This window comes from Trichococcus paludicola (genome assembly GCF_003052295.1).
Taxonomy (GTDB): Bacteria; Bacillota; Bacilli; order Lactobacillales; family Aerococcaceae; genus Trichococcus; species Trichococcus paludicola.
In genome coordinates, this window is record NZ_QBLC01000004.1 from 191774 (window position 1) to 211339 (window position 19566).

General features: G+C 45.3%; 22 protein-coding genes. All 22 read right to left on the reverse strand.

The features are described from left to right. Positions 1 to 951, reverse strand: coding sequence for a 16S rRNA (cytosine(1402)-N(4))-methyltransferase RsmH (rsmH, locus tag C7R56_RS07525; protein ID WP_107995935.1), 951 nt, complete (start codon positions 949 to 951; stop codon positions 1 to 3). Between the two features lie 8 nt (positions 952 to 959). Beyond that, the gene (gene mraZ / locus C7R56_RS07530) at positions 960 to 1391 is read right to left on the reverse strand and encodes a division/cell wall cluster transcriptional repressor MraZ (protein ID WP_086943378.1); all 432 of its coding nucleotides are present in this window, start codon (positions 1389 to 1391) and stop codon (positions 960 to 962) included. 256 nt (positions 1392 to 1647) lie between these two features. Further along, positions 1648 to 2691 carry a glycosyltransferase gene (locus C7R56_RS07535; protein ID WP_107995936.1) on the reverse strand — a complete coding sequence of 348 codons (1044 nt, stop codon included), beginning with the start codon at positions 2689 to 2691 and terminating at the stop codon, positions 1648 to 1650. 32 nt (positions 2692 to 2723) lie between these two features. Beyond that, entirely contained in the window at positions 2724 to 3101 is a 378-nt protein-coding gene (locus C7R56_RS07540) for a DUF3397 family protein (protein ID WP_159072194.1), read from the reverse strand. A 150-nt stretch (positions 3102 to 3251) separates the two neighbouring features. Then, positions 3252 to 3431, reverse strand: coding sequence for a 50S ribosomal protein L32 (gene rpmF, locus C7R56_RS07545; protein ID WP_086628343.1), 180 nt, complete (start codon positions 3429 to 3431; stop codon positions 3252 to 3254). 60 nt (positions 3432 to 3491) lie between these two features. Further along, positions 3492 to 4049 (reverse strand): YceD family protein, encoded by a 558-nt coding sequence (locus C7R56_RS07550; RefSeq protein ID WP_159072195.1) that lies wholly within the window; start codon positions 4047 to 4049, stop codon positions 3492 to 3494. Positions 4050 to 4143: 94 nt separating this feature from the next. After that, on the reverse strand, positions 4144 to 4848 hold the full coding sequence (locus tag C7R56_RS07555; RefSeq protein WP_107995938.1) for an aspartate/glutamate racemase family protein: 705 nt from the start codon (positions 4846 to 4848) through the stop codon (positions 4144 to 4146). 41 nt (positions 4849 to 4889) lie between these two features. Further along, positions 4890 to 6107, reverse strand: coding sequence for a carboxylate--amine ligase (locus C7R56_RS07560; protein WP_107995939.1), 1218 nt, complete (start codon positions 6105 to 6107; stop codon positions 4890 to 4892). Positions 6108 to 6249: 142 nt separating this feature from the next. After that, complete coding sequence (locus tag C7R56_RS07565; protein ID WP_159072196.1) at positions 6250 to 7467, reverse strand: nucleotidyltransferase; 1218 nt, start codon at positions 7465 to 7467, stop codon at positions 6250 to 6252. A 35-nt stretch (positions 7468 to 7502) separates the two neighbouring features. After that, on the reverse strand, positions 7503 to 8246 hold the full coding sequence (locus tag C7R56_RS07570) for a class I SAM-dependent DNA methyltransferase (RefSeq protein ID WP_107995941.1): 744 nt from the start codon (positions 8244 to 8246) through the stop codon (positions 7503 to 7505). After that, complete coding sequence (gene rsfS, locus C7R56_RS07575; RefSeq protein ID WP_107995942.1) at positions 8243 to 8608, reverse strand: ribosome silencing factor; 366 nt, start codon at positions 8606 to 8608, stop codon at positions 8243 to 8245. Before rsfS ends, C7R56_RS07570 begins: the two co-directional genes overlap by 4 nt. After that, the gene (yqeK, locus tag C7R56_RS07580) at positions 8608 to 9222 is read right to left on the reverse strand and encodes a bis(5'-nucleosyl)-tetraphosphatase (symmetrical) YqeK (RefSeq protein WP_107995943.1); all 615 of its coding nucleotides are present in this window, start codon (positions 9220 to 9222) and stop codon (positions 8608 to 8610) included. The genes rsfS and yqeK overlap by 1 nt, the downstream gene beginning before the upstream one ends. Continuing rightward, positions 9209 to 9835 carry a nicotinate-nucleotide adenylyltransferase gene (locus tag C7R56_RS07585; RefSeq protein ID WP_107996025.1) on the reverse strand — a complete coding sequence of 209 codons (627 nt, stop codon included), beginning with the start codon at positions 9833 to 9835 and terminating at the stop codon, positions 9209 to 9211. The genes yqeK and C7R56_RS07585 overlap by 14 nt, the downstream gene beginning before the upstream one ends. 77 nt (positions 9836 to 9912) lie before the next feature. Next, entirely contained in the window at positions 9913 to 10224 is a 312-nt protein-coding gene (yhbY, locus tag C7R56_RS07590) for a ribosome assembly RNA-binding protein YhbY (RefSeq protein ID WP_086628351.1), read from the reverse strand. Between the two features lie 22 nt (positions 10225 to 10246). After that, complete coding sequence (yqeH, locus tag C7R56_RS07595) at positions 10247 to 11374, reverse strand: ribosome biogenesis GTPase YqeH (protein WP_107995944.1); 1128 nt, start codon at positions 11372 to 11374, stop codon at positions 10247 to 10249. Continuing rightward, the gene (locus C7R56_RS07600) at positions 11367 to 11894 is read right to left on the reverse strand and encodes a YqeG family HAD IIIA-type phosphatase (protein ID WP_107995945.1); all 528 of its coding nucleotides are present in this window, start codon (positions 11892 to 11894) and stop codon (positions 11367 to 11369) included. The genes yqeH and C7R56_RS07600 overlap by 8 nt, the downstream gene beginning before the upstream one ends. Positions 11895 to 12645: 751 nt before the next feature. After that, the gene (gene thrB, locus C7R56_RS07605) at positions 12646 to 13515 is read right to left on the reverse strand and encodes a homoserine kinase (protein ID WP_107995946.1); all 870 of its coding nucleotides are present in this window, start codon (positions 13513 to 13515) and stop codon (positions 12646 to 12648) included. 81 nt (positions 13516 to 13596) lie between these two features. Beyond that, positions 13597 to 14886: a homoserine dehydrogenase gene (locus tag C7R56_RS07610; protein ID WP_107995947.1), complete on the reverse strand. Its 1290-nt coding sequence runs from the start codon at positions 14884 to 14886 to the stop codon at positions 13597 to 13599. 190 nt (positions 14887 to 15076) lie between these two features. Next, on the reverse strand, positions 15077 to 15307 hold the full coding sequence (locus C7R56_RS07615) for a YkuJ family protein (RefSeq protein WP_086628356.1): 231 nt from the start codon (positions 15305 to 15307) through the stop codon (positions 15077 to 15079). A 110-nt stretch (positions 15308 to 15417) separates the two neighbouring features. Continuing rightward, positions 15418 to 16284 carry an NAD(P)-dependent oxidoreductase gene (locus C7R56_RS07620; RefSeq protein ID WP_107995948.1) on the reverse strand — a complete coding sequence of 289 codons (867 nt, stop codon included), beginning with the start codon at positions 16282 to 16284 and terminating at the stop codon, positions 15418 to 15420. A gap of 119 nt (positions 16285 to 16403) precedes the next feature. Next, on the reverse strand, positions 16404 to 17597 hold the full coding sequence (locus C7R56_RS07625; RefSeq protein ID WP_234402603.1) for a glycosyltransferase: 1194 nt from the start codon (positions 17595 to 17597) through the stop codon (positions 16404 to 16406). Between the two features lie 238 nt (positions 17598 to 17835). After that, the gene (gene ptsP / locus C7R56_RS07630; RefSeq protein ID WP_107995950.1) at positions 17836 to 19566 is read right to left on the reverse strand and encodes a phosphoenolpyruvate--protein phosphotransferase; all 1731 of its coding nucleotides are present in this window, start codon (positions 19564 to 19566) and stop codon (positions 17836 to 17838) included.

Below are 19566 nucleotides of genomic sequence, written 5' to 3' on the forward strand. Positions count from 1 at the left end.
TTATATCTTGACTCTTTCGATGACACGCAATTTTGCACTTTGAGAACGCGAATTTTCACTTAATTCCGCCTCGTTGGGCATGATTGGTTTTCGGCTGATCAGTTTGTAGTCCGCTTCATACTCCACGGGAAGAATAGGCAAAAGCGGCAAGGTGTCCTCTTTCGAGCTGGCTTCTTTGAAAAGAACTTTAACGATCCGGTCCTCCAATGATTGGAAGGAAATCACGCTCATGCGCCCTCCGACGTTCAGCATCTTCAAGCCATCTTCTATCGAATCTTCAATAGCGGATAATTCGTCGTTGACGGCGATGCGCAAAGCTTGGAAAATACGCTTAGCCGGGTGTCCACCTTTTCTTCTGGCAGGTGCAGGGATGCAGTCCTTGATGATTTCAACCAATTCGCCAGTCGTCTCAATCGGTTGGGTTTCTCTGATTTTTTCGATTTTACGGGCAATCTGCTTTGAAAATTTTTCTTCGCCATAACGATAAAAAATCTTCACTAACTCAGCAAAAGACCACTCATTCACAATGACGCGGGCCGTCAATTCCTGTTCTTGGTCCATGCGCATGTCGAGCGGCGCATCATAGCGGTAACTGAACCCTCGTTCTGCTTGGTCCAATTGTGGGGAAGACACTCCCAAATCATACAGGATGCCATCCACGCCAAACACATCACGGTCTTCCAGTTCTTCTTTGATATTCCGAAAATTGGCCTTGATGAGTGTCACCATGCCTTTTTCGATATAACTCGCCAACGTTGCTTCTGCATTTTCGATAGCGATACGGTCTTGGTCAAAGGCATACAGATGCCCATTTTCATTCAATTTTGATAAAATCACGCTGCTGTGTCCGGCACCACCCAAAGTGCAATCGACATAAATGCCATCTGGTTTGATGTTCAAACCATCGATGGACTCATTTAACAACACGCTATAATGTTCAAATTTTTCCATTTTTACACCTACAATCCAAAGTCGATCATCGTTTCAGCAATATCTTCGAAGTTTTCGGCAGCCTCATCAGCAAATTCTTCCCACTTCTCGTTGCTCCATATTTCAATACGGTCGGCTACTCCGACAATACGACATTCTTTTTCAATTTTCGCATAATCCAATAATGTTTGAGGGATATTGATGCGCCCTTGTTTATCCAATTCAGCTTCCATAGCGGCTGAATAGAAGAAACGGGTAAAAGCACGCGCATCTTTTTTGGCAAGGGGCAGCTGTTTCAATTTCTCTTGCAGCAGCTCCCATTGGCTTAACGGATAGCCGAACAAACAGCCGTCCAATCCACGGGTGATGATGAACGTATCGCCTAATTCCTCACGGAATTTTGCGGGCATGATCAATCTGCCTTTAGCATCTATATTGTGTTTGAATTCGCCCATCAACATAAAGACACTCGCCCCCACCTTCAAATATGTTTTCAGTCTACCACATCCCCCCACTTTCTACCACATTTTCCCGAACAATTCATAAAAAAAACAAATTGATTTCGACAAATAATCGAAATCAATTTGTTTTCAGTTATCATCTATCATTTTGCTCGGCGCAAGGATGGGACACCACCAGTGCCACGCAGATAAAGCTTGGCTCAGACTAGCGGTTTCCGAAAAATTTATCGAATGTGGGGATTTTTCCCACAAAAAATCATTTTGTTTGCGGGACCGAGATTGGGCTTTTGTCGGACTTATTCAACTGGATCGCAGTTTCGTAAGCACTTCTCAATTCCGAACCGATGTAGCTGAGGTCTTTCTGGCGTATATGATCTTGGCCTGCAGCCTTCAAAGAAGGCAGGTCCCCTTCCAATATGCCGCTGATCAACCTTCGGAAATCATCATTCGTTTTGCCTTTGTAGACGTGTTTGCCATCGACGAAATCGTCCTCATAAATCGGTATATCCCGGATCAGGACCTCCTGTCCCATGGCGAGTGCCTCCAGAAGGACGATTCCTTCCGTTTCTTCGTAAGTTGGAAAGAAAAACAAATCAGCACCACAGTATGCATTCCGGAGCTCATCAGGAGCCACATAACCGGCAAATTGCAGATTGGGCAATTTTGTCTCTACCGCTTCGCGGATTTCCCGTGGAACTTGGTGGAGGTTCAAGTATCCAAACCAGATGAACTGGTAAGCAGGCATCGCTTTGGCTAAAGCGACAAAATCAAGGATCCCTTTCCGCTTGATGTAAAGGCCAACAGACATAATAACCTTGTCTGTTGCAGTATACCCATATTTCTGGCGGAAGGACGCACCCATTTCCGCAGTCGCTTGGTAAAACGACAAATCGATTCCGTTCGAAATCGGGATGATCGGTTGTTGCAACCCCGCCTGCAGCAGCAATTTTTTGGAATAGGGGGTAGGCGTCAAGACCACATCGCCATGGCTGTAGCAGTGCAGAATCCATTTACTGAACAAAGGCGCAGCCGCATTGGAGAATATAAAAGAATTCCGGAAGTCCTCCTTTGTGGAGTGGGCATGATAAACGATTGGTTTCCCTTGTTTTTTGACTTTATGCAACAGACGATAGGATTGTCCGAAGTAGGTATTGATGTGCATCAGATCAAAATCGTCTCTGTAGTCTGTCGTAAAAGATATCCCTTCCAGTGTGAGAGCTTTTTTCTGATGCTCGATCGCTCTTCCCAAACCGGATTTCCCGATGTATTTCATACCTTCAGAGTACAATAATACTTTCATGATTTCGTGCCACCTCATTCTTTAATTTTCGGCTATCCTCTTACAAGGAAATAAATGCGCAACAGCACCAACATGTAATAAAAAAGCAGTGCCATCAAAAACAGTATTTTTATGAAATAACGATAAAACCGCTTCGGATGATGGATCTTTTTGCGTTTGTCGAAATACAGCGTCTGGAGCAGGCCGACGACGCAAGACGCAAGCAGAAAGTGCGGCAAGAGCGAATAAGTCAAACTGTAGACACTCAGCAGATGAATGCCTACGAACAAAAACGGCAACACAACGTCCGCAACCGTCAATTGGATAATTTGTTTGTACCTGAGATACGGCCTAAAAAATTTGTTGATCAGAATGATTTCTAAAATCGGAAAAACATACAACAGAATTTCAAAATAGTGGAAGTTTTGCATCCCAACGCTCCTTTGCGAAAATATGGCGTCCATGCCGCATAGATACATTTTACCTCATTCTGGAAAATTATGCTTCCTTGAAAAAAGGGAACAAAAAAAGCCAGCAGAAAATTCATTCTGCTGGCTGGAATTGCGGATGGCATTTCAGGATTAGCTTTGTTTTTCGATAACTACTTCTCCATCATAGTGACCGCATGATGCACAAACGTGGTGGCTCTTTTTCAATTCGCCACAATTAGGGCATGCGTTCAAGCCTGGAATTGATAACTTGAAGTGCGTACGTCTTTTTGCTTTTCTTGCTTTAGATGTTCTTCTTTTAGGTACTGCCATTTCCTTACACCTCCCTGTATTAATCGCTGTATTTATTTAAAAAGATCAGCGTCAAAAATTTCACTCTGTTTTTTCTTCGTCTTCTAACAGGGCCTTCAGACCAGCTAATCGCGGATCAATCTGGTCGGTTTTTTCTTCTTGTCTCTTTCTTGCGAAAGATTCTTCGGAAACAACTTCCCATTCAGCGCCACTAGGCATGTCCTCGGACTCCATCTCTTCCGGCGTGAAGACTTGTAGAGGTAGATTCAGCAGAATGTTGTCCTCGATAGCGGGGACCAGATTCACTTCATCACCTTCAAGCGGCAACACGACTTCCGCAGGATTGTCCTGCTCGAGGTAGAGCGATTCACTCTCAGTGTACACTTCTTCGATTGCTAATTGCAAGGGTACATCAACTAATTCCAACGACCTTGACGAAGGCAGGGTAATCGTTAAATCGATTCGGAAATTGGCAAGCACAGAATGATTTTCGTATAATAAGAAACCTTCCGCCTTAATCGGCGACACTGCTTTGATTTCATTATTTCTTTGCATCAATGAACTTTCCCGGTCTATCATCCGAGAGAAATAGTACGGTTCACCACGATGTTCTTGTAATTCTTTTAATGGCCATTGCATTTCCATCACCCCTAAAATAACAAATTGAATTATACTAGTGAAAAAAAACTTTGTCAATGTATTTTCCTTTACATCTAAAAAGGAAAACGTTTTTTTATGCTTTTAATTCTTTGGCCAACGCGATTGTTTTGTCCAAAAGCACCTTTTCCGCGTCGACGATCGGATAGCGTTGCTCTTCATCCTCACTGTTCATCAAGGAAACTTCCGTGCAACCCAACAGCACAATATCCGCACCGCAATTTTTGAAGTCTTCCAAAATTTCGTAATACAAAGGGAAAAATAAATGCGATCTCTCTTTGATGTAATAATAAATCATTTTATTGATCTTGTTTTGTAATTCTCTGTCCGGCAATACAACTTGGTAACCTTTCTCAACAAGCCGATTTTCGTAGATGCGGCTCTGATGCGTTCCCTCTGTGGCAAATAATCCGACTTTTTCTGCGCCCTCATAATGTTCCGCAATATAGTCGACCGTAAGATCGATCATATTCAAAATCGGAATATCCGTTTCCTTTTGAATATCATCGAAGAAATAATGGATAGTATTGCAGGGCATGATGATGAATTCTGGCTGAAGAAGATTCAACATATGAACATCTTCTATCACTGCGTCCACCGGATTCGGTTTGGTCGGATCCAAAATATATTCCGTACGATCCGGAATATCAGCGTGGTTCATCAGAACGTAATTGAAATAATCCTGGTCGTTTTCGGGGAAATGACGTTTATTCATTTCAACAAGAAAGTTGGTCGTCGCCAGCGTTCCCATTCCCCCAAGAATACCAAAAAATTTTTTCATACTTTCTCATCCCTCGTTTCCCGTTTGTTTCTTGATTCAGCTTATTCCTCTGGCGGATACTCTCTGAATTTTTTGTAATAATTGAATTTGGAAGCCAACACATAGAATTTCCTTTTCGGGCTGACTTCAAAAGGCGCATCCAACGGGTGCACTACTTTGCCATCCTTGTACAGCTCTTTTACTTTTTTCCGCAACACGTCGGACTTGACGTACTTCAGCAAAAGGCTCTTTGGTGTCATAGTGAACAAGGTTTCATTCGTATTGATCGTAACACCAAGTTTTTTCTTGGCTATGAAATCTTCAACATAGTATTTCGCGACATTGTTGCCGCTGGCAGTGACATAATAGTTACTGACGCCAAGACGCCCGTTCAATTCAAAGAAAACATAGTCATCTTTGCGCTCATCATACTTCACGTCAAAATTGGAGAAACCATAAAACTCGGTTTCCGCAACCAGTTTTTGGACGGAAGCAACAATCTTCTGCTCTTCTCTTGCCCAAATCGTCAGGTGGTTTCCGATGGCGGATGGCGTATGGTCTTCCAAAAGGATGTGGCCGAACGCGATCAGCTTGATTTCCTTGTCCCTAGGCGATGTGTAGACCGTTACGACACCGAGGTAAGTGTCATCGCCGGGCACATACTCCTGCAGGATCAGGTTGTCTGTATAGCCATTGTCGCGCACTAAATGATAGATGCGTTCAAGATCTTTTTCATCCCGTCCTATGAAGACTTTTTCTTTCCCTTCAAAATGCAGTCCCTGATACATGATGGCATTCGAAGGCTTGATGATAATCGGAAATTCAAACGGCAAGTTCAGTGAAAATTCATCCATAACTACAGTCTTCGGATAAGGAACCCCTGCTTTTTCACAGATGGCGTAAAAACTTTCCTTATTTGTCGCCCGCAGGAATACATCTTCATCCACGTACGGAATGATCCAATCATCACTGAAGCGGTCCTTCGTTCGGATCAACAGTTCTGCATAGCGATCGTCTGCCCCAAAGATGATTTTTTTCATATTCGGATAGTCACGGCCGATTTGTTGAATAGTCTCAAAAAAATGATCCAGGTCATCGATTCCCGGTTGGATGTAATGCTTGATGATGCGGGAATTGCCGATAGGACCTATGATCATCGGGCTGATGAGATTCGTTTTAACTTGATACGCTTCATAGAAAGCTCTCGCCAAACTATAGGCTCCTCTGTTCCCCCCCACGATTACGGGAACGAAACTGACGGAGTTGGCTTCTTCGCTCATTTGATTGTCCTCCTTAGTGCCTAAAACCGAATATTAAAGGCTCTAGCATCTATTAACCTATCCATTATATTTCTTTGGTTGTGGTCAGTCAAACGCTTCTTGCATTTTTTCATTAAAGTTTTCATAAATTTCCTTAAAAAACTTAGCTCTGATTCCTTGGCTCGTTACGGATATAAATGGGCGACCGGGTGAAATTCTGCTCCTCCAAAACTGGAATGGCTCCCAACCGATAGATGCGATCGCTCCGGATTTCCAGCTGCAAGTCCGAGGTATGTGGCTCACGCAATTTCGTGACGATCGGGGTTTCCGTGTTTTTTTTCAAAGTGTTCAGATAGCGTCTTCCTGCCTCCGTAAATCCGAGCAACCGGATGGAATCCGCTTTTTCCCGGAAAGAATGCGCTTCTGCTTTGGTTATCCCCAACAAAATATAGGTGCAGACCCGCTGAAGCCTCGCCCATGTCCAGCGCTTGGTCTTCACACGCCGAATGAAGGCCGTAAAATCAGCTGCGTCCTCGGCTTCCTTTTTCAGCCTGTATTCGATACCTTCTTCAACCTGATAGATGTTCTGGAGTTCCGTATGCGAGAGCAACAGGAGCTGATATTGCAACATTCCCCAGTAAGGGGCCCAATCAAGCAGAGGACGCCTCTCCAGCGCCTCTAACGTCTCTTGCGGCACAAACCTGCCAATGTCCTTCCTTTCGGTTTCTTTCCCGTGGTGGAGTGACCATTCGCGAATGGCGGTCCCACTTGCAAATTCTTGTCCGAAAGCGTCACTGTCGTTGTGTCCGGCACCGCGCCTAAGCACGATGGCCGTTTCCATCGGTTCAGGGAATTGTTCATTTTCTTTGACATACGCCAATCCGAGCTGATTATTGGGCGTTGAAAAGGAAATAGCAGAACCTCGTGGGCGCAAGATGTCGGCAATGGCCGTTTCCAGTTGCGCAGCATAGGTTCTGCCATCATTTCGGTAAGTCTGAAAAATCCGATTGATTTCCGATTCGTGTTCGCGCAAGAAGCGGCTGTGCGAAATGAAATCTTCCGCTGTGCCTTCTTCAGCACCGAATGCAAAGGCATCGCACTGCATCGCCTGCAGCAAACGGATGCCTGCACTTGCGAACAGATCCGCGGCCTGGACACTTCCCAACACGGGCATCTCCACGACTATATCAGCACCGTTCCGCAACGCGATTTCCGCACGCGTCCATTTATCCAACAAAGCGGGCGCGCCCCTTTGGACAAAATTGCCGCTCATGGCGACAATCATGACATCGCTCTTGGTCATCTGACGTGCTTCCGACAGTTGATAGCGGTGTCCGTTGTGAAAAGGATTATATTCTGCGATTACACCACAAGCTTTCATCGAAGCGCCCCCCTTTGGTTTCATTGTATGGTTGCTTAAGCTTTTTTGCAGGCAAAAAACCAGCGCGGACTGTCATCACGCACATCAGTTTCACCGAATTCGGCTGTAGCCGCAACATCGGTGAAGCCGGCTTCTTTAAGGATCCGCTTATAGACTTCCAGCGGATACGTGCGTTCGCGATGATATTCCGAATGGCGCTCAAACAATTCCGGATTCTTCTGGGATCCCATGAAGAAAGTCAAATCATGCTCGACACTATTCGCAGCATCGCCGGTAAAACTTTCCCAAAGGAAGGCTCCCGCTTCATCCTGATAGATGTATTGATATCCCGGAAAAACGTTATTCACTTGATGCATCGAGTGGACGTCGAACAAAAAAACACCGCCAGGTCCGAGATTGCGGATGACGCTCTGAAAGACTTCCGCCACTTCAGCTTCATCCGTCATGTAGCAAAGTGAATCAGAGAAGCACGTCACGACGTCAAAATCCCCCATCGGCTCCAGCGAACGCATGTCTCCCACTGCCAACGAAAGCGTAACGCCTTCTTCCTGCATCCGATTATAGGCAAGCGAAAGCATTTCGTCGGAGAGGTCGACCCCTGTTACCCGATGGCCTTTTTTCGCCAATTCCACTGCAATCTTCCCTGTCCCGCATGCCAATTCCATGATGTCCAGACCGGATTTCCCGGCTGTATATTTTTCAACATAAAGAAGCCAGCTGTCGTAGACAGACTGGTCCATTATTTCATCATAGTAATGGGCAAAGATGTCGTAACTCATTGCTCAGTGACCATCCCCGAGATGTCGACCATAGGCGCATCACTCCATAATTTTTCGATGTTGTAGTAGCCGCGTTCCTCATGGTTGAATACGTGCACGATAAGGTCGTTCAGATCGATCAATGTCCATTTGCCCGAATCTTTGCCTTCAACATTTTTGACTTCGCCTTTGTTTTTGTGCACGCTCTCCACGATCGCTTCCACGATTGCAGCGACTTGCTTTTCGTTACGGCCGTTCATGACAACAAAGTAATCACCGATCGATGTCAAACCGCGTACATCCAATGCCATGATATCCTGAGCCAATTTGTCATCTGCTGCTTTAACCACTAATTCCAATAATTCTTCACTTGTTAATTTCATTATGATTTCCCCACTTTTCTTTGGATCCAACTGTTGTAGACATAGATTGTGCCGGGATAAATCGGCAGTTCTTTCTTCACCAGATGGATGATTGTTTTTTCTATTTTAAAATAAGCTGCCTCATCCAGGCTGATTTCAGCCAGTCTTCTGGCTTCGTCTACGCCCTTGAATGCGCGTCCCGATTCGATGTAATCGGCAACGAAGAGGACTTTCCCGATCAGGGTCATTGTCTCGCCACCGATTGTATGCTGGCGGATTGCGTCAAGGATAGCCTCATCCGTGATTCCGAATACCATTTCGGCATAATAAGCGCCGACAGGTCCATGCATGATTTCGCTGCCGTAACCGGTCATTTCGCTGTCCATCCCTTCGGATAGGACGATTTCCTTCATGCTTTCCGCGTCATGTTCTTTCGCAAAGTCATGCAGGAGAGCGGCCAACGAGCAGGCTTCCATGGATGTGCCGTATTTTTCCGCCAATTGGATGGAACAGGCTTCAACCCGCAGTACATGCTGGAAACGCGATGGCTTCATCTGTTTTTCCACTTCCGCCAAAACGGCTTCCCGCGTCCAATCCGTATAGATTCCTGTGTATGCAAGCTCAGTCTTCGTCATCGAGATAGAGTCCTTCTTTCAAAATGTAATCTTTGACGTCCTCTTTCACCAAATAACGGATCGAGCGGCCGGTTTTGACCATCTTGCGGATTTCCGTCGAACTGATGTCGATCAATGGCGCATCGACCCAGATGATTGGATAGATGCTTTCCCTTCCATATCCCAGCCTGGCGACGCCGACGAACTGCACAAGTTGTACCAGTTCATCGATGCGTTCCCACTTCGGCAAGTATTCCACCATGTCTCCGCCGATGATGAAATAATAATCAGTGTCCGGATGCATGGAAGTCAACAATTTCATCGTATCGATCGTAAAGCTCTTACCGCCCCGCTCCAACTCGATTGTTTCGATATCGAACAACGGATTGCCCGCAATGGACAACCGCACCATCGATTCGCGATGATTCGCTGGAATTGATTCTTTTTCATCAACATGTGGGGGCTCGGCATCGGGCATGAAATAAATCTTATCCAAGCCAAGTTGTTCCCCAACCTGTTGCGCTACGATCAGATGGCCTAAATGGGGCGGACTGAATGTCCCTCCCATAATGCCGATGCGTTTCCGGTCCTGGAAAGCGATCTGCGTCTCGACCTCGGTTTCTTCGATGATCATATAATCCGTTTGTCCGATCAAATTTAAAGTTGTGATCAATTTTTTCTCACCTCAATAAAATATGGATTGGCCTGCCTTTAGATTTTTTCAACGACAGTCGAATAACGACGATTCTTTTCTTTGGTTGATGGTTTGAACAACACAAGCGTGCGTCCGATCTGTTGTACGACTTTCGCTTGCAGTTTTTCTTCGATAACTGCAGCGACATCTTCTGTTTCTTCATCCGTGTTCTGCAGAAGAGCGATCTTCAGCAATTCTCTTTTCTCCAACGCTTCCCCAATTTGGTAAAGCATCTCTTCGTTCAATCCACCTTTACCCACTTGGAAGAGCGGATTCATATGGTGTGCTTCTTTTTTTAAATATTGTTTTTGTTTGCCTCTTAATTCCATTTGACACCTCAGTCTTTTATTATTAAATGATCGGTTTGCGCATTACTGTGTCCACGCCTTGTGGGACCCATGCTGCGACTTTGCCTGGTTTGCGGACAGTTATCCATCCCAATCCGGAAAATACGATATCGGACGGTACTTTGACATTGAATTCACGTCTGACCAACGGCGGAAAATTTTCCGCGTCTTCCGCAGACGGCGGCTGAAGAAGGGTCCCCAGATGTTTTGCATAGAATTCATCCGCTTTTTCCAATTTGGTTCGGTGAATTTTTAAATCATTCGCGAAATAGCAAGTGAAGGATGATTTTTCCCCACTGATGAAATCAAAACGCGATGCGCCACCCAAGAACAACGTCTGTTCCGGGTTCAATTGATAAGTAATCGGTTTGATTTCGTGTTGCGGCGCTACGAGCTTCAATTCTTTCGGGCTCAACACATGCGCCATTTGGTGGTGATGGATGATCCCTGGCGTATCGATTAGGAAATGCCCATCGTCCAAAGGAATACGGATCTGATCCAACGTTGTGCCAGGGAATTGGGAAGTCGTGATGACATCTTCCTTGTTGCCTGTAGCCGCACGGATGATCTGGTTCATGACAGTGGATTTACCTACGTTCGTGACGCCCACGACATAAACATCTTTGCCATCCCGATGTTCTTCGATGGTTTCCAACAGATCATCGATGGACGTCGCTTTCTTGCCGCTTACCAGCATGACGTCAACCGGACGCAAACCTACTGACTGCACCTGCTCCGTCAACCATTGCTTCACACGGGACAGTTTGACCGACTTGGGCAAAACATCCACTTTATTTCCGACCACCAACACTTTATTATTGCCCGCAAAGCGATGCAATCCAGGGATCATGCTGCCGTATACGTCGAACAGGTCGATGACGTTGACGATCAAGGCATCTTCCATCGAGATGGTGTTCAGCATCGCCAAAAATTCATCATCCGTGACGGACACTTTTTCCATCTGATTGTAGTGTCGCAGACGGAAACAGCGTTGGCAGTATAATTGCCCGGAATCCAATCCCTTTTGCAGAGCGGCCGCCGGGGTATACCCTCGTTCGGTCGGATCATCGGTCTGGATTTTCGCCCCACAGCCGATGCAATAGAGATCTTCTGTTAATTCTTCTTTAGTCAAGTGATTTCCTCCATATCATTCCTGGATCATTTTTCAACAAACGTTTCAGCAGTTTTCTTTCAAAGAATCGGTTTATGCGCGTATTCCATCCGTCCGAATTGATGATTGGCATTACCCACACACTCTTGACTCCCGCTCGAGTCGCGCCAAAAACATCCGTAAGCAATTGGTCCCCAACCATCAGGCATTGGTCCAACGGAAGCTGCAGCTGTTCAGCTGCCTTGATGTACCCACGGCGAGAAGGCTTCATCGACCTTGGCACATAAGACAATTGCAACTTATCCGCGATTATCTTGACGCGCTTATCGCTATTGTTGGAAATGATGACGACGGGTATCGCATTTTCTTTCATCAAGGCGATCCAATCCTTCAATTCCTGTGTTCCTTCCGGATTGTTCCAGGCGATCAAGGTATTGTCCAGATCGGTCAATACACCTTTGATGTTGTTCTTTTCAAGTTGTTCCGGAGTGATGTGATAGATGGACTCCACCATCCATGTCGGTTTGAATTTATTTAACATAATGTCTCCTCATCAAAAAAATAAGAGGACGGGAAAAAGCAACAATGTCACTTTTCAAGCAGAACCCGAGAGAACTTCCCCAAGTCGCGCCCCAAAACCAAAAAACTGCACGGCACACAATCCGAAACAAGCATCCTGTACCCCACAAAAAAGTTTTGACCCAGCCTCACTACTATCCAATTGTATATTATAACCCCATTCCAGTAACATTATAAAGCATAAACCAAAAAATACAAGAGCGCGATGATTCGCGCTTAGACATCCGGACGTTGGAGCAAGCGGATGACGTTCACTTCTTTTGTGGACGACAGCCACTTGCGAAACGGGAGTGGTGTCTGCGAATCAGAGCGCGTTTAAGAAGGCGCGATGCTATGCGGGAGAGTGTGATGGATCCCGGGTAGAAATCGAGCACTAAGAGGACTAACACTAAACGGACGCTTTTTGTCCGTGTGTGGTAGTCAGCTTAGGCACAGATTTCTGGGATTCAGAACACGTTTGATATGGCGCTATGTCCCTAGGCAGCTTGTCAGCTTAAGCGGAACCCCCTGCAGGCCAGAGCGCGTCTAAGAGGAGCGCGATGATTTGCGCTCAGACACCCGGACGCTGCGCTCGGGCCTGGAAATATGGATAACTTTCTCTTATTCATCTTTTCTGCCTGCGTTCACTGCTAAGATTGCTTTCACTAGCCAAAAAAACAAAAAACCCAAGGATTGCTCCTCGGGCCCGTTGTTATTTGATTGTTATTTGACTATCATTTGATTACTTGCACGCCATTTTTTTCAACATGCAGCAACTTGACTTCACTGTTTTTAACGGCGGCTCTAGCCGCAGCTACGAATGCTGCTGCCTTTTCAGGATGGATCATCGTGAGGATCGTCGTGCCTGCACCACTTAGGTAAGTACCGTACGCTCCCATCTCATGTCCCAATTCCCGGACTTGACTCAACTCCGGAACCAATGCGCCCCGATAAGGCTCATGGAAAACATCCTGTTCCATCAATGCGCCCGCTTTTTCAATGTCACCCGAAAAAACAGCCGCCACCAACATATTCGAGATGCTGCTGCCTTTGACGGCTTCCTTAAACGGAAGCGAATCCGGCAAAACGGCCCTGCTTGCCTTCGTCAACAATTCCTTTTCCGGAATCGTCACTACCAAGGCAACCTCAGGGAAACTTGCTTTTGTCCAATATACTTTTGAATCCAGAACGGTTCCAACAGTGAAATCCCCCGTGATGGCAGGCGTCACATTGTCAGGATGGCCTTCGATGCGTGTCGCGATTTGAATTTTATCATCAATGCTCAATCGCAGATTTGCACATTGATTAGCCAACTCGATTCCTGCAACGATGGCAGCGGAACTACTGCCCAAACCTCTGGCAGCAGGCACTTCACTCGTCATCGTGATTTTCCGTGGTACCATGTTCGGCGCCAAAGACAACGCCGTCTCAATTATCAGATTTGTTTTATCAGTCGGAATCCCCGCTCCCAAATCATGGAGAATTTCCCACTCGTCGGCCTCTTCTTTTACAGTTAACGTCAAATATAATGATACAGCCAATCCAAGGGAATCAAAGCCTGGTCCCAAATTGGCGGAAGTTGCCGGTACACGGATATCAAACATCCTACTAATCAACCCTTTCCAAAGAACGATGGTCCATCAATTCTTAATCTTTACTGTGTTCGAAATACGAAAGAAATCCGATCAGTGTTCCAACACTTTGAAATGGACTTTCAATTTCATATCATCATTATCTTCCATCGCTTGGATGATTTCATTTTCTTGCGCTTTCGACATCGGATGCGTAACGATGACAATGATCGCTTTACCGTTTGCCAATGGCTCTTGGATGATCTTATCAAAGCTTACTTCTGCAGTAGCGAAGATTTTCGCCAATTCCAAAAATTGTCCTGCACGATCGGTAACTTCCAAACGCATGAATACAGGATTGATGACCTGCTCAGGTTTCGCAATCAAGGTCTCTACTTCATACTCGTTAAAGATGTTTCCAGTTGTTCCCAAAAGGATATTTTTAGCGATATTCATCACATCACTGACGACGGCTGTTGCAGTAGGCAATTCTCCTGCTCCGGCGCCGTAGAACATCGTTTCCCCAAGAGCTTCCCCCGCCACAAAGACAGCATTCATTTCATTGTTGACGCTTGCCAAAGGATGCGATTCCGGAACAAATACCGGTCCGACTTCCACGTTGACGCTGTCGTCGATTTTTTCGGCAGTACCAATCAACTTGATTTTATAGCCTAAACGATTCGCCAACTTGATGTCGTTGATGGAAACATTGCGGATACCCGTCACTGCAACATCATCCAAAGTCACATCATTCGTTCCGAAGGCAAGACGAGCCAAAATGACCATTTTGCGCGCTGCATCCAACCCATCGACATCGCTTGTCGGATTTTTTTCGGCAAAGCCCAATTCCTGTGCCAATGCCAAGGCTTCATCGTAAGAGTAGCCTTCTTTGTCCATTTTCGTCATCATGAAGTTTGTCGTACCGTTCACGATCCCCATGACTTTTTGAATATTGTCTGAAGCGAAACTTTCTGTGATCGCACGTAAGATCGGAACACCTCCAGCAACAGCTGCTTCATACAAGAAATCGCATTTGTTTGCTTTCGCCAGAGTGACCAATTCTTTCCCATGCAAAGCCACAAGATCTTTATTTGCTGAAACGACATGCTTTCCAGCCGCCAAAGCTTTTGAAATGTAATCTTTTGCTACCGGAACATATCCAATTAATTCTACAATAATCGAAATTTCTTCGTCATTCAAAATTTCATCAAAATTATCTGTGCAATGAACAGCCTCACTAAAGAAAGTTTTGCATTTATCAATATCGCGGTCCAAAACCGTTTTGATGACTACTTCCTGTCCGACCACTTGATTGATTTTATTCTGGTGGCCACTGATGATGCGGGCAACGCCAGTCCCTATCGTTCCTAGTCCTAATAAACCTACGTAAATCTTGTTTGCCATTATTCCACCTCTTCAATTATTTCCTTATTACACAGTATACTGAATGTTGCGGAATTACTCTACATAAAAATTAAAAAATTTTAATGATTGCCACTTTATTCCCATGAAAATGGAATGGGCAAAAAAAGGCAGCGGGAAAATGAGGCCTACTCATTTTCCCGCTGCCTTAGTTCATGCAAGGATGGATGAATTAATCTTGTAATAATTCGTAAATTTCGATGGCAACTAAATCAAGATCATCAAATTGATAAGTTTGGTTTGAATCGTGTTCTTCCAATTCAAAACTTTCCGTATCGCGATTGTATTTAACGACGCAACGTTCTACGCCTGCTTTTTCAAAACGACGGATTTCGACATCACCATTGTCTTCCATCATTACTTCTAGGCGACGAAGGATCGCTGAGAGCTGTGAAGGTTTCATGATATTTCCCCTTTCAAGACTAACTTCTTATTTATTCTAGCATTTTTTTTCTGACTACGCATCAATTTACTGTAATTTATCCAAGAAAATCAATATTTGAGTATTGCGCCTTATTCGCCCCACCAAAGCTTCACCAATGCTTGCGTACCATCATCAGCGAAACCTTTGCCCGCTAATTGTTCGTAAAGCACCGCTGCCTGTCTTGTGGCCGGCAAGTCGATGCCCATCTTATCTGCTTCATCCAGTGCGATCTTAAGATCTTTTACAAAATGTTTGACGAAGAATCCAGCTGTGTAATCTTGCTTCAGGATTCGAGGGGCATAGTTCGTCAAAGACCAGTTCGCGGCACTACCGGAACCGACTTGTTCGACTACGCGTTGCAAATCCAATCCGGCAGCTTTCGAATAAACAAGCAACTCGGTCATACCGGTCATCGTACCGGCCACCATGATCTGGTTGGCCATTTTTGTGTGCTGACCACTGCCGGCTGGCCCTTGCAACATCACCTTGCTGGAAAAAACGGACAAGACTTCTTTTGCGGCCTCAAATGTTCCTTCATCTCCACCGACCATCGTTGTGAGCGTTCCGTTTTGCGCACCCTTGTCTCCCCCTGATACCGGGGCATCCAGAGTCCGGATCCCTTTTGATTTCCCGAAATCATCTATTTTTTCTGCCAGAGTTGGGGTACTAGTGGTCATATCAATGAGAATATGGTGGTTATCCGCTTTCGAAAAGATGCCGTTCTCCCCAAAATAGGTCTCTTCAACGTCTTTCGGATAGCCTACTATCGTGATGACGATATCTGATTGCGCCGTCACATCAGCAGGCGTATCGCACCATTTTGCACCTTCAGCGATAACCGCATCCGCCTTGCTTTTCGTCCGATTAAAAACACGGACAGGATAACCCGCATTCAAGAGATGCCTGATCATGGACGAGCCCATGACACCCGTTCCGATAAATCCAATATTTTCCATTTATAAATCCGCCCCTTCTAAAAGCTATGTTAACAGTATACCCTACGCTCTGCGCAGATAAAAATAAAAAAGCGCCGAGAAACAGATTATCCAAGCAATCTGTTTCCCGGCGTTCCGGCTCAACGTTTGATTTTTTCCAAGAGATTCACTCTTAATTTCACTTCTTCGCGCGGCTGCGAGTCATAAATGTCGATACTTGTTTGATAATAGCTCAATACGGCCTCCGCAAATGCTTTTGAAGAAATTTTCTGCATCAGCTCATCCCACACTTCTTGGTTTGTCGCAACATCGGAGCTGTGATAAAAATCCGCATAAGCGATGATGGTCTTACCAATTTTGTCATCTTCGTCGAACAACATCCCTAGGCTATCCTCTGTTATCAGACCGGATAAGTAGTCGTTCCGTTTAGCGATGACCGGACACCCGTTTACGATCGATTCCAAGTAGGTCAAGCCTTGCGTTTCTGATTCGGAAGCATTGATATAAATGTCCGCCATTTGGTAATATTCGCTCACATCTTCATTTCTGACTTCGCCCACGAAGATCACGTTAGGGGTCAAATTCATTTCCGATACCAGCATCTCTAACTCATGGCGCATCGGTCCATCCCCGACGAACACAAGTTTTGCGGACGGGCAGGCTTCGACAACTTCAGGAAAGGCATGGACAAGCTTGTCCAAATTTTTTTCTGAAGACAACCTGCTGAGGGAGAGGAGCACCAATTCGGAATCCGAAATGCCCAACTCTTCGCGCTTACGGGATTTGATTCCGACAATCTGTGCGGGTATCTTGACACCCGTTGGAATGACGCGAATTTCCTTATAAATATTGTAGGATGCCAATTTCTCCTTCATTTGCTCGCTTGGAGCAATGATGCCCATCGTACTGTTGCAGAAATAACGGGAGGCTATCTTAACCGCACGGGGTTTCACAACTTTCCCTTTAGCGATGTAGTGCAGATATTTTTCGTACATGGTGTGATAAGTATGCACCGTCGGAATCTCCAGCATGTACCCGACAAATTTACCCGTCAAGCCCAAGCTGAACTCCGTATGCGTGTGCACGATATCTATTCTCTGCCTCTTCGCTTCCTTCAACGCTTTGTTCATCCCTTTGACCGCAACCCTACGATCTTTGAAAGATAAGAACGGGATGCTGGTCAAACGGATTATATTTTTTTCAGATTCGTCAGCTTTCGGGTCGGTTGTGGTAAAAATGATGACCTCATGACCTTCTGCCTCCAATTCCTCTTTCAAGGTGCGGATTGAAGTGGAAACCCCGCTCACTTGAGGAAAATACGAATCTGTAAACATGCCTATTCTCATGATTTCACCTCGAAAAAATCCCATCAAATTTATTATGACTCAATATGTTCAGTATATAGAACATTTTGATATTTGTCACTCATCCGTCAGACCTACTTTTTAAAATATATTCGCCCGAAACGGAATGCCCAAATAACAGAGGCTGCATCCTTGATCGGTTTCAACTCGCAGGCACACAAAAAGGCCAGGCATGCAAGCATGCCTGGCCTTTTTAACCTGAATCGGCTTAGTCTAATTTAGCTTTCATTTCTTCAACCAATGCAATGACTTCTTCAACAGTCGTACATTCATTGATTGCTTTGTCCGCTAATGTTTCCATTTCTTTGGAATCCAAGCGTTTCATCAAGCTGCGTGTTTTCAGGACGCTGGATGCGCTCATTGAGAACTCATCCAAACCAAGACCTACCAACAACGGAACCGCTGTTTGGTCGCCGGCCATCTCGCCACACATACCAGTCCATTTACCTTCCGCATGAGAAGCATCAATAACATGCTTGATCAGCGTAAGGATAGCTGGGTTGTAAGGTTGATACAAGTAAGAAACTTGTTGGTTCATGCGATCTGCCGCCATTGTGTATTGGATCAAGTCATTTGTTCCGATACTGAAGAAATCTACTTCTTTAGCGAATTGATGAGCTAATACAGCAGCCGCTGGGATTTCAATCATGATACCTACTTGGATATCATCAGCAACTTCTACGCCATCGGCCAATAGATTCGCTTTTTCTTCATCCAACATCGCTTTTGCAGCTCTGAATTCGTTCAGTGTTGCAATCATTGGGAACATGATGCGTAATTTACCGTAAACGGAAGCACGCAATAATGCACGCAATTGTGTACGGAACATCTCTGGTTCAGCCAAACAAATACGGATTGCACGGTAACCCAAGAATGGGTTCATTTCTTTCGGCAATTCCAAATAAGGCAATTCTTTGTCCCCACCGATGTCCATTGTACGAACAACGACAGGTTTGCCTTCCATGCCTTCCAAAACAGCTTTATAAGCATCGAATTGCTCATCTTCTGTCGGGAAGTCCGAAGAGTCCATGTACAGGAATTCAGTACGGTATAGACCTATTGCTTCAGCACCGTTAGCGACAACGCCTTCCAAATCTTTAGGCGTTCCGATATTGGCAGCCAATTCGATATGTTTACCGTCTGCTGTCATTGTATCTGCATTCTTCAGTTTGTGCCATTCAGCTTGCATCGCAGAAAACTCTTCAGCTTTCTTCTTGTATGCAGCTAATGTTTCTTCATCTGGATTGATGTAGACGTCGCCGTCCAAACCATCCAAAATGATGATATCGCCATCTTTGACGATTTGCGTGATCTCTTTTGAACCTACAATTGCAGGAATTTCCAAAGAACGGGCCATGATTGCGCTATGGGAAGTGCGTCCACCGATATCGGTAACGAATCCTTTAACATAATCACGGTTCAATTGAGCCGTATCACTAGGAGTCAAATCTTTGGCAACGACGATCACTTCTTCTGTGATTGTCGATGGATTAGGGATTTTGACACCCAACAAGTGGCTCAATACACGCTCGGTAACGTCGCGGATATCCGCTGCACGTTCTTGCATGTATGGATTGTCTTCCATCGCTTCGAACATACCGATGAACATACCGGCAACATCAGAAAGTGCTGATTCAGCATTCACACCGTTGTCGCGGATGTTTGAATTCATTGATCCAATCATTTCTGGATCGGATAATACCATTAAATGTGCATCAAAAACTTGTGCTTCTTCTTCGCCAAGTGACACTGCCGCTTTGTCTCTGATTGCACTTACCTCTGATTTAGCGGTTTCAAAGCTTTGCAAAAGGCGAGCAATTTCGCCTTCTGAATCTTCCACTTTACGCTTCTCAAAGGATAGATCCGGTTCGGTAAGCAAATATGCTTTCGCAATTGCAATACCGTCACTAGCTGCTATTCCTTGTAAGTGGTTTTTCAT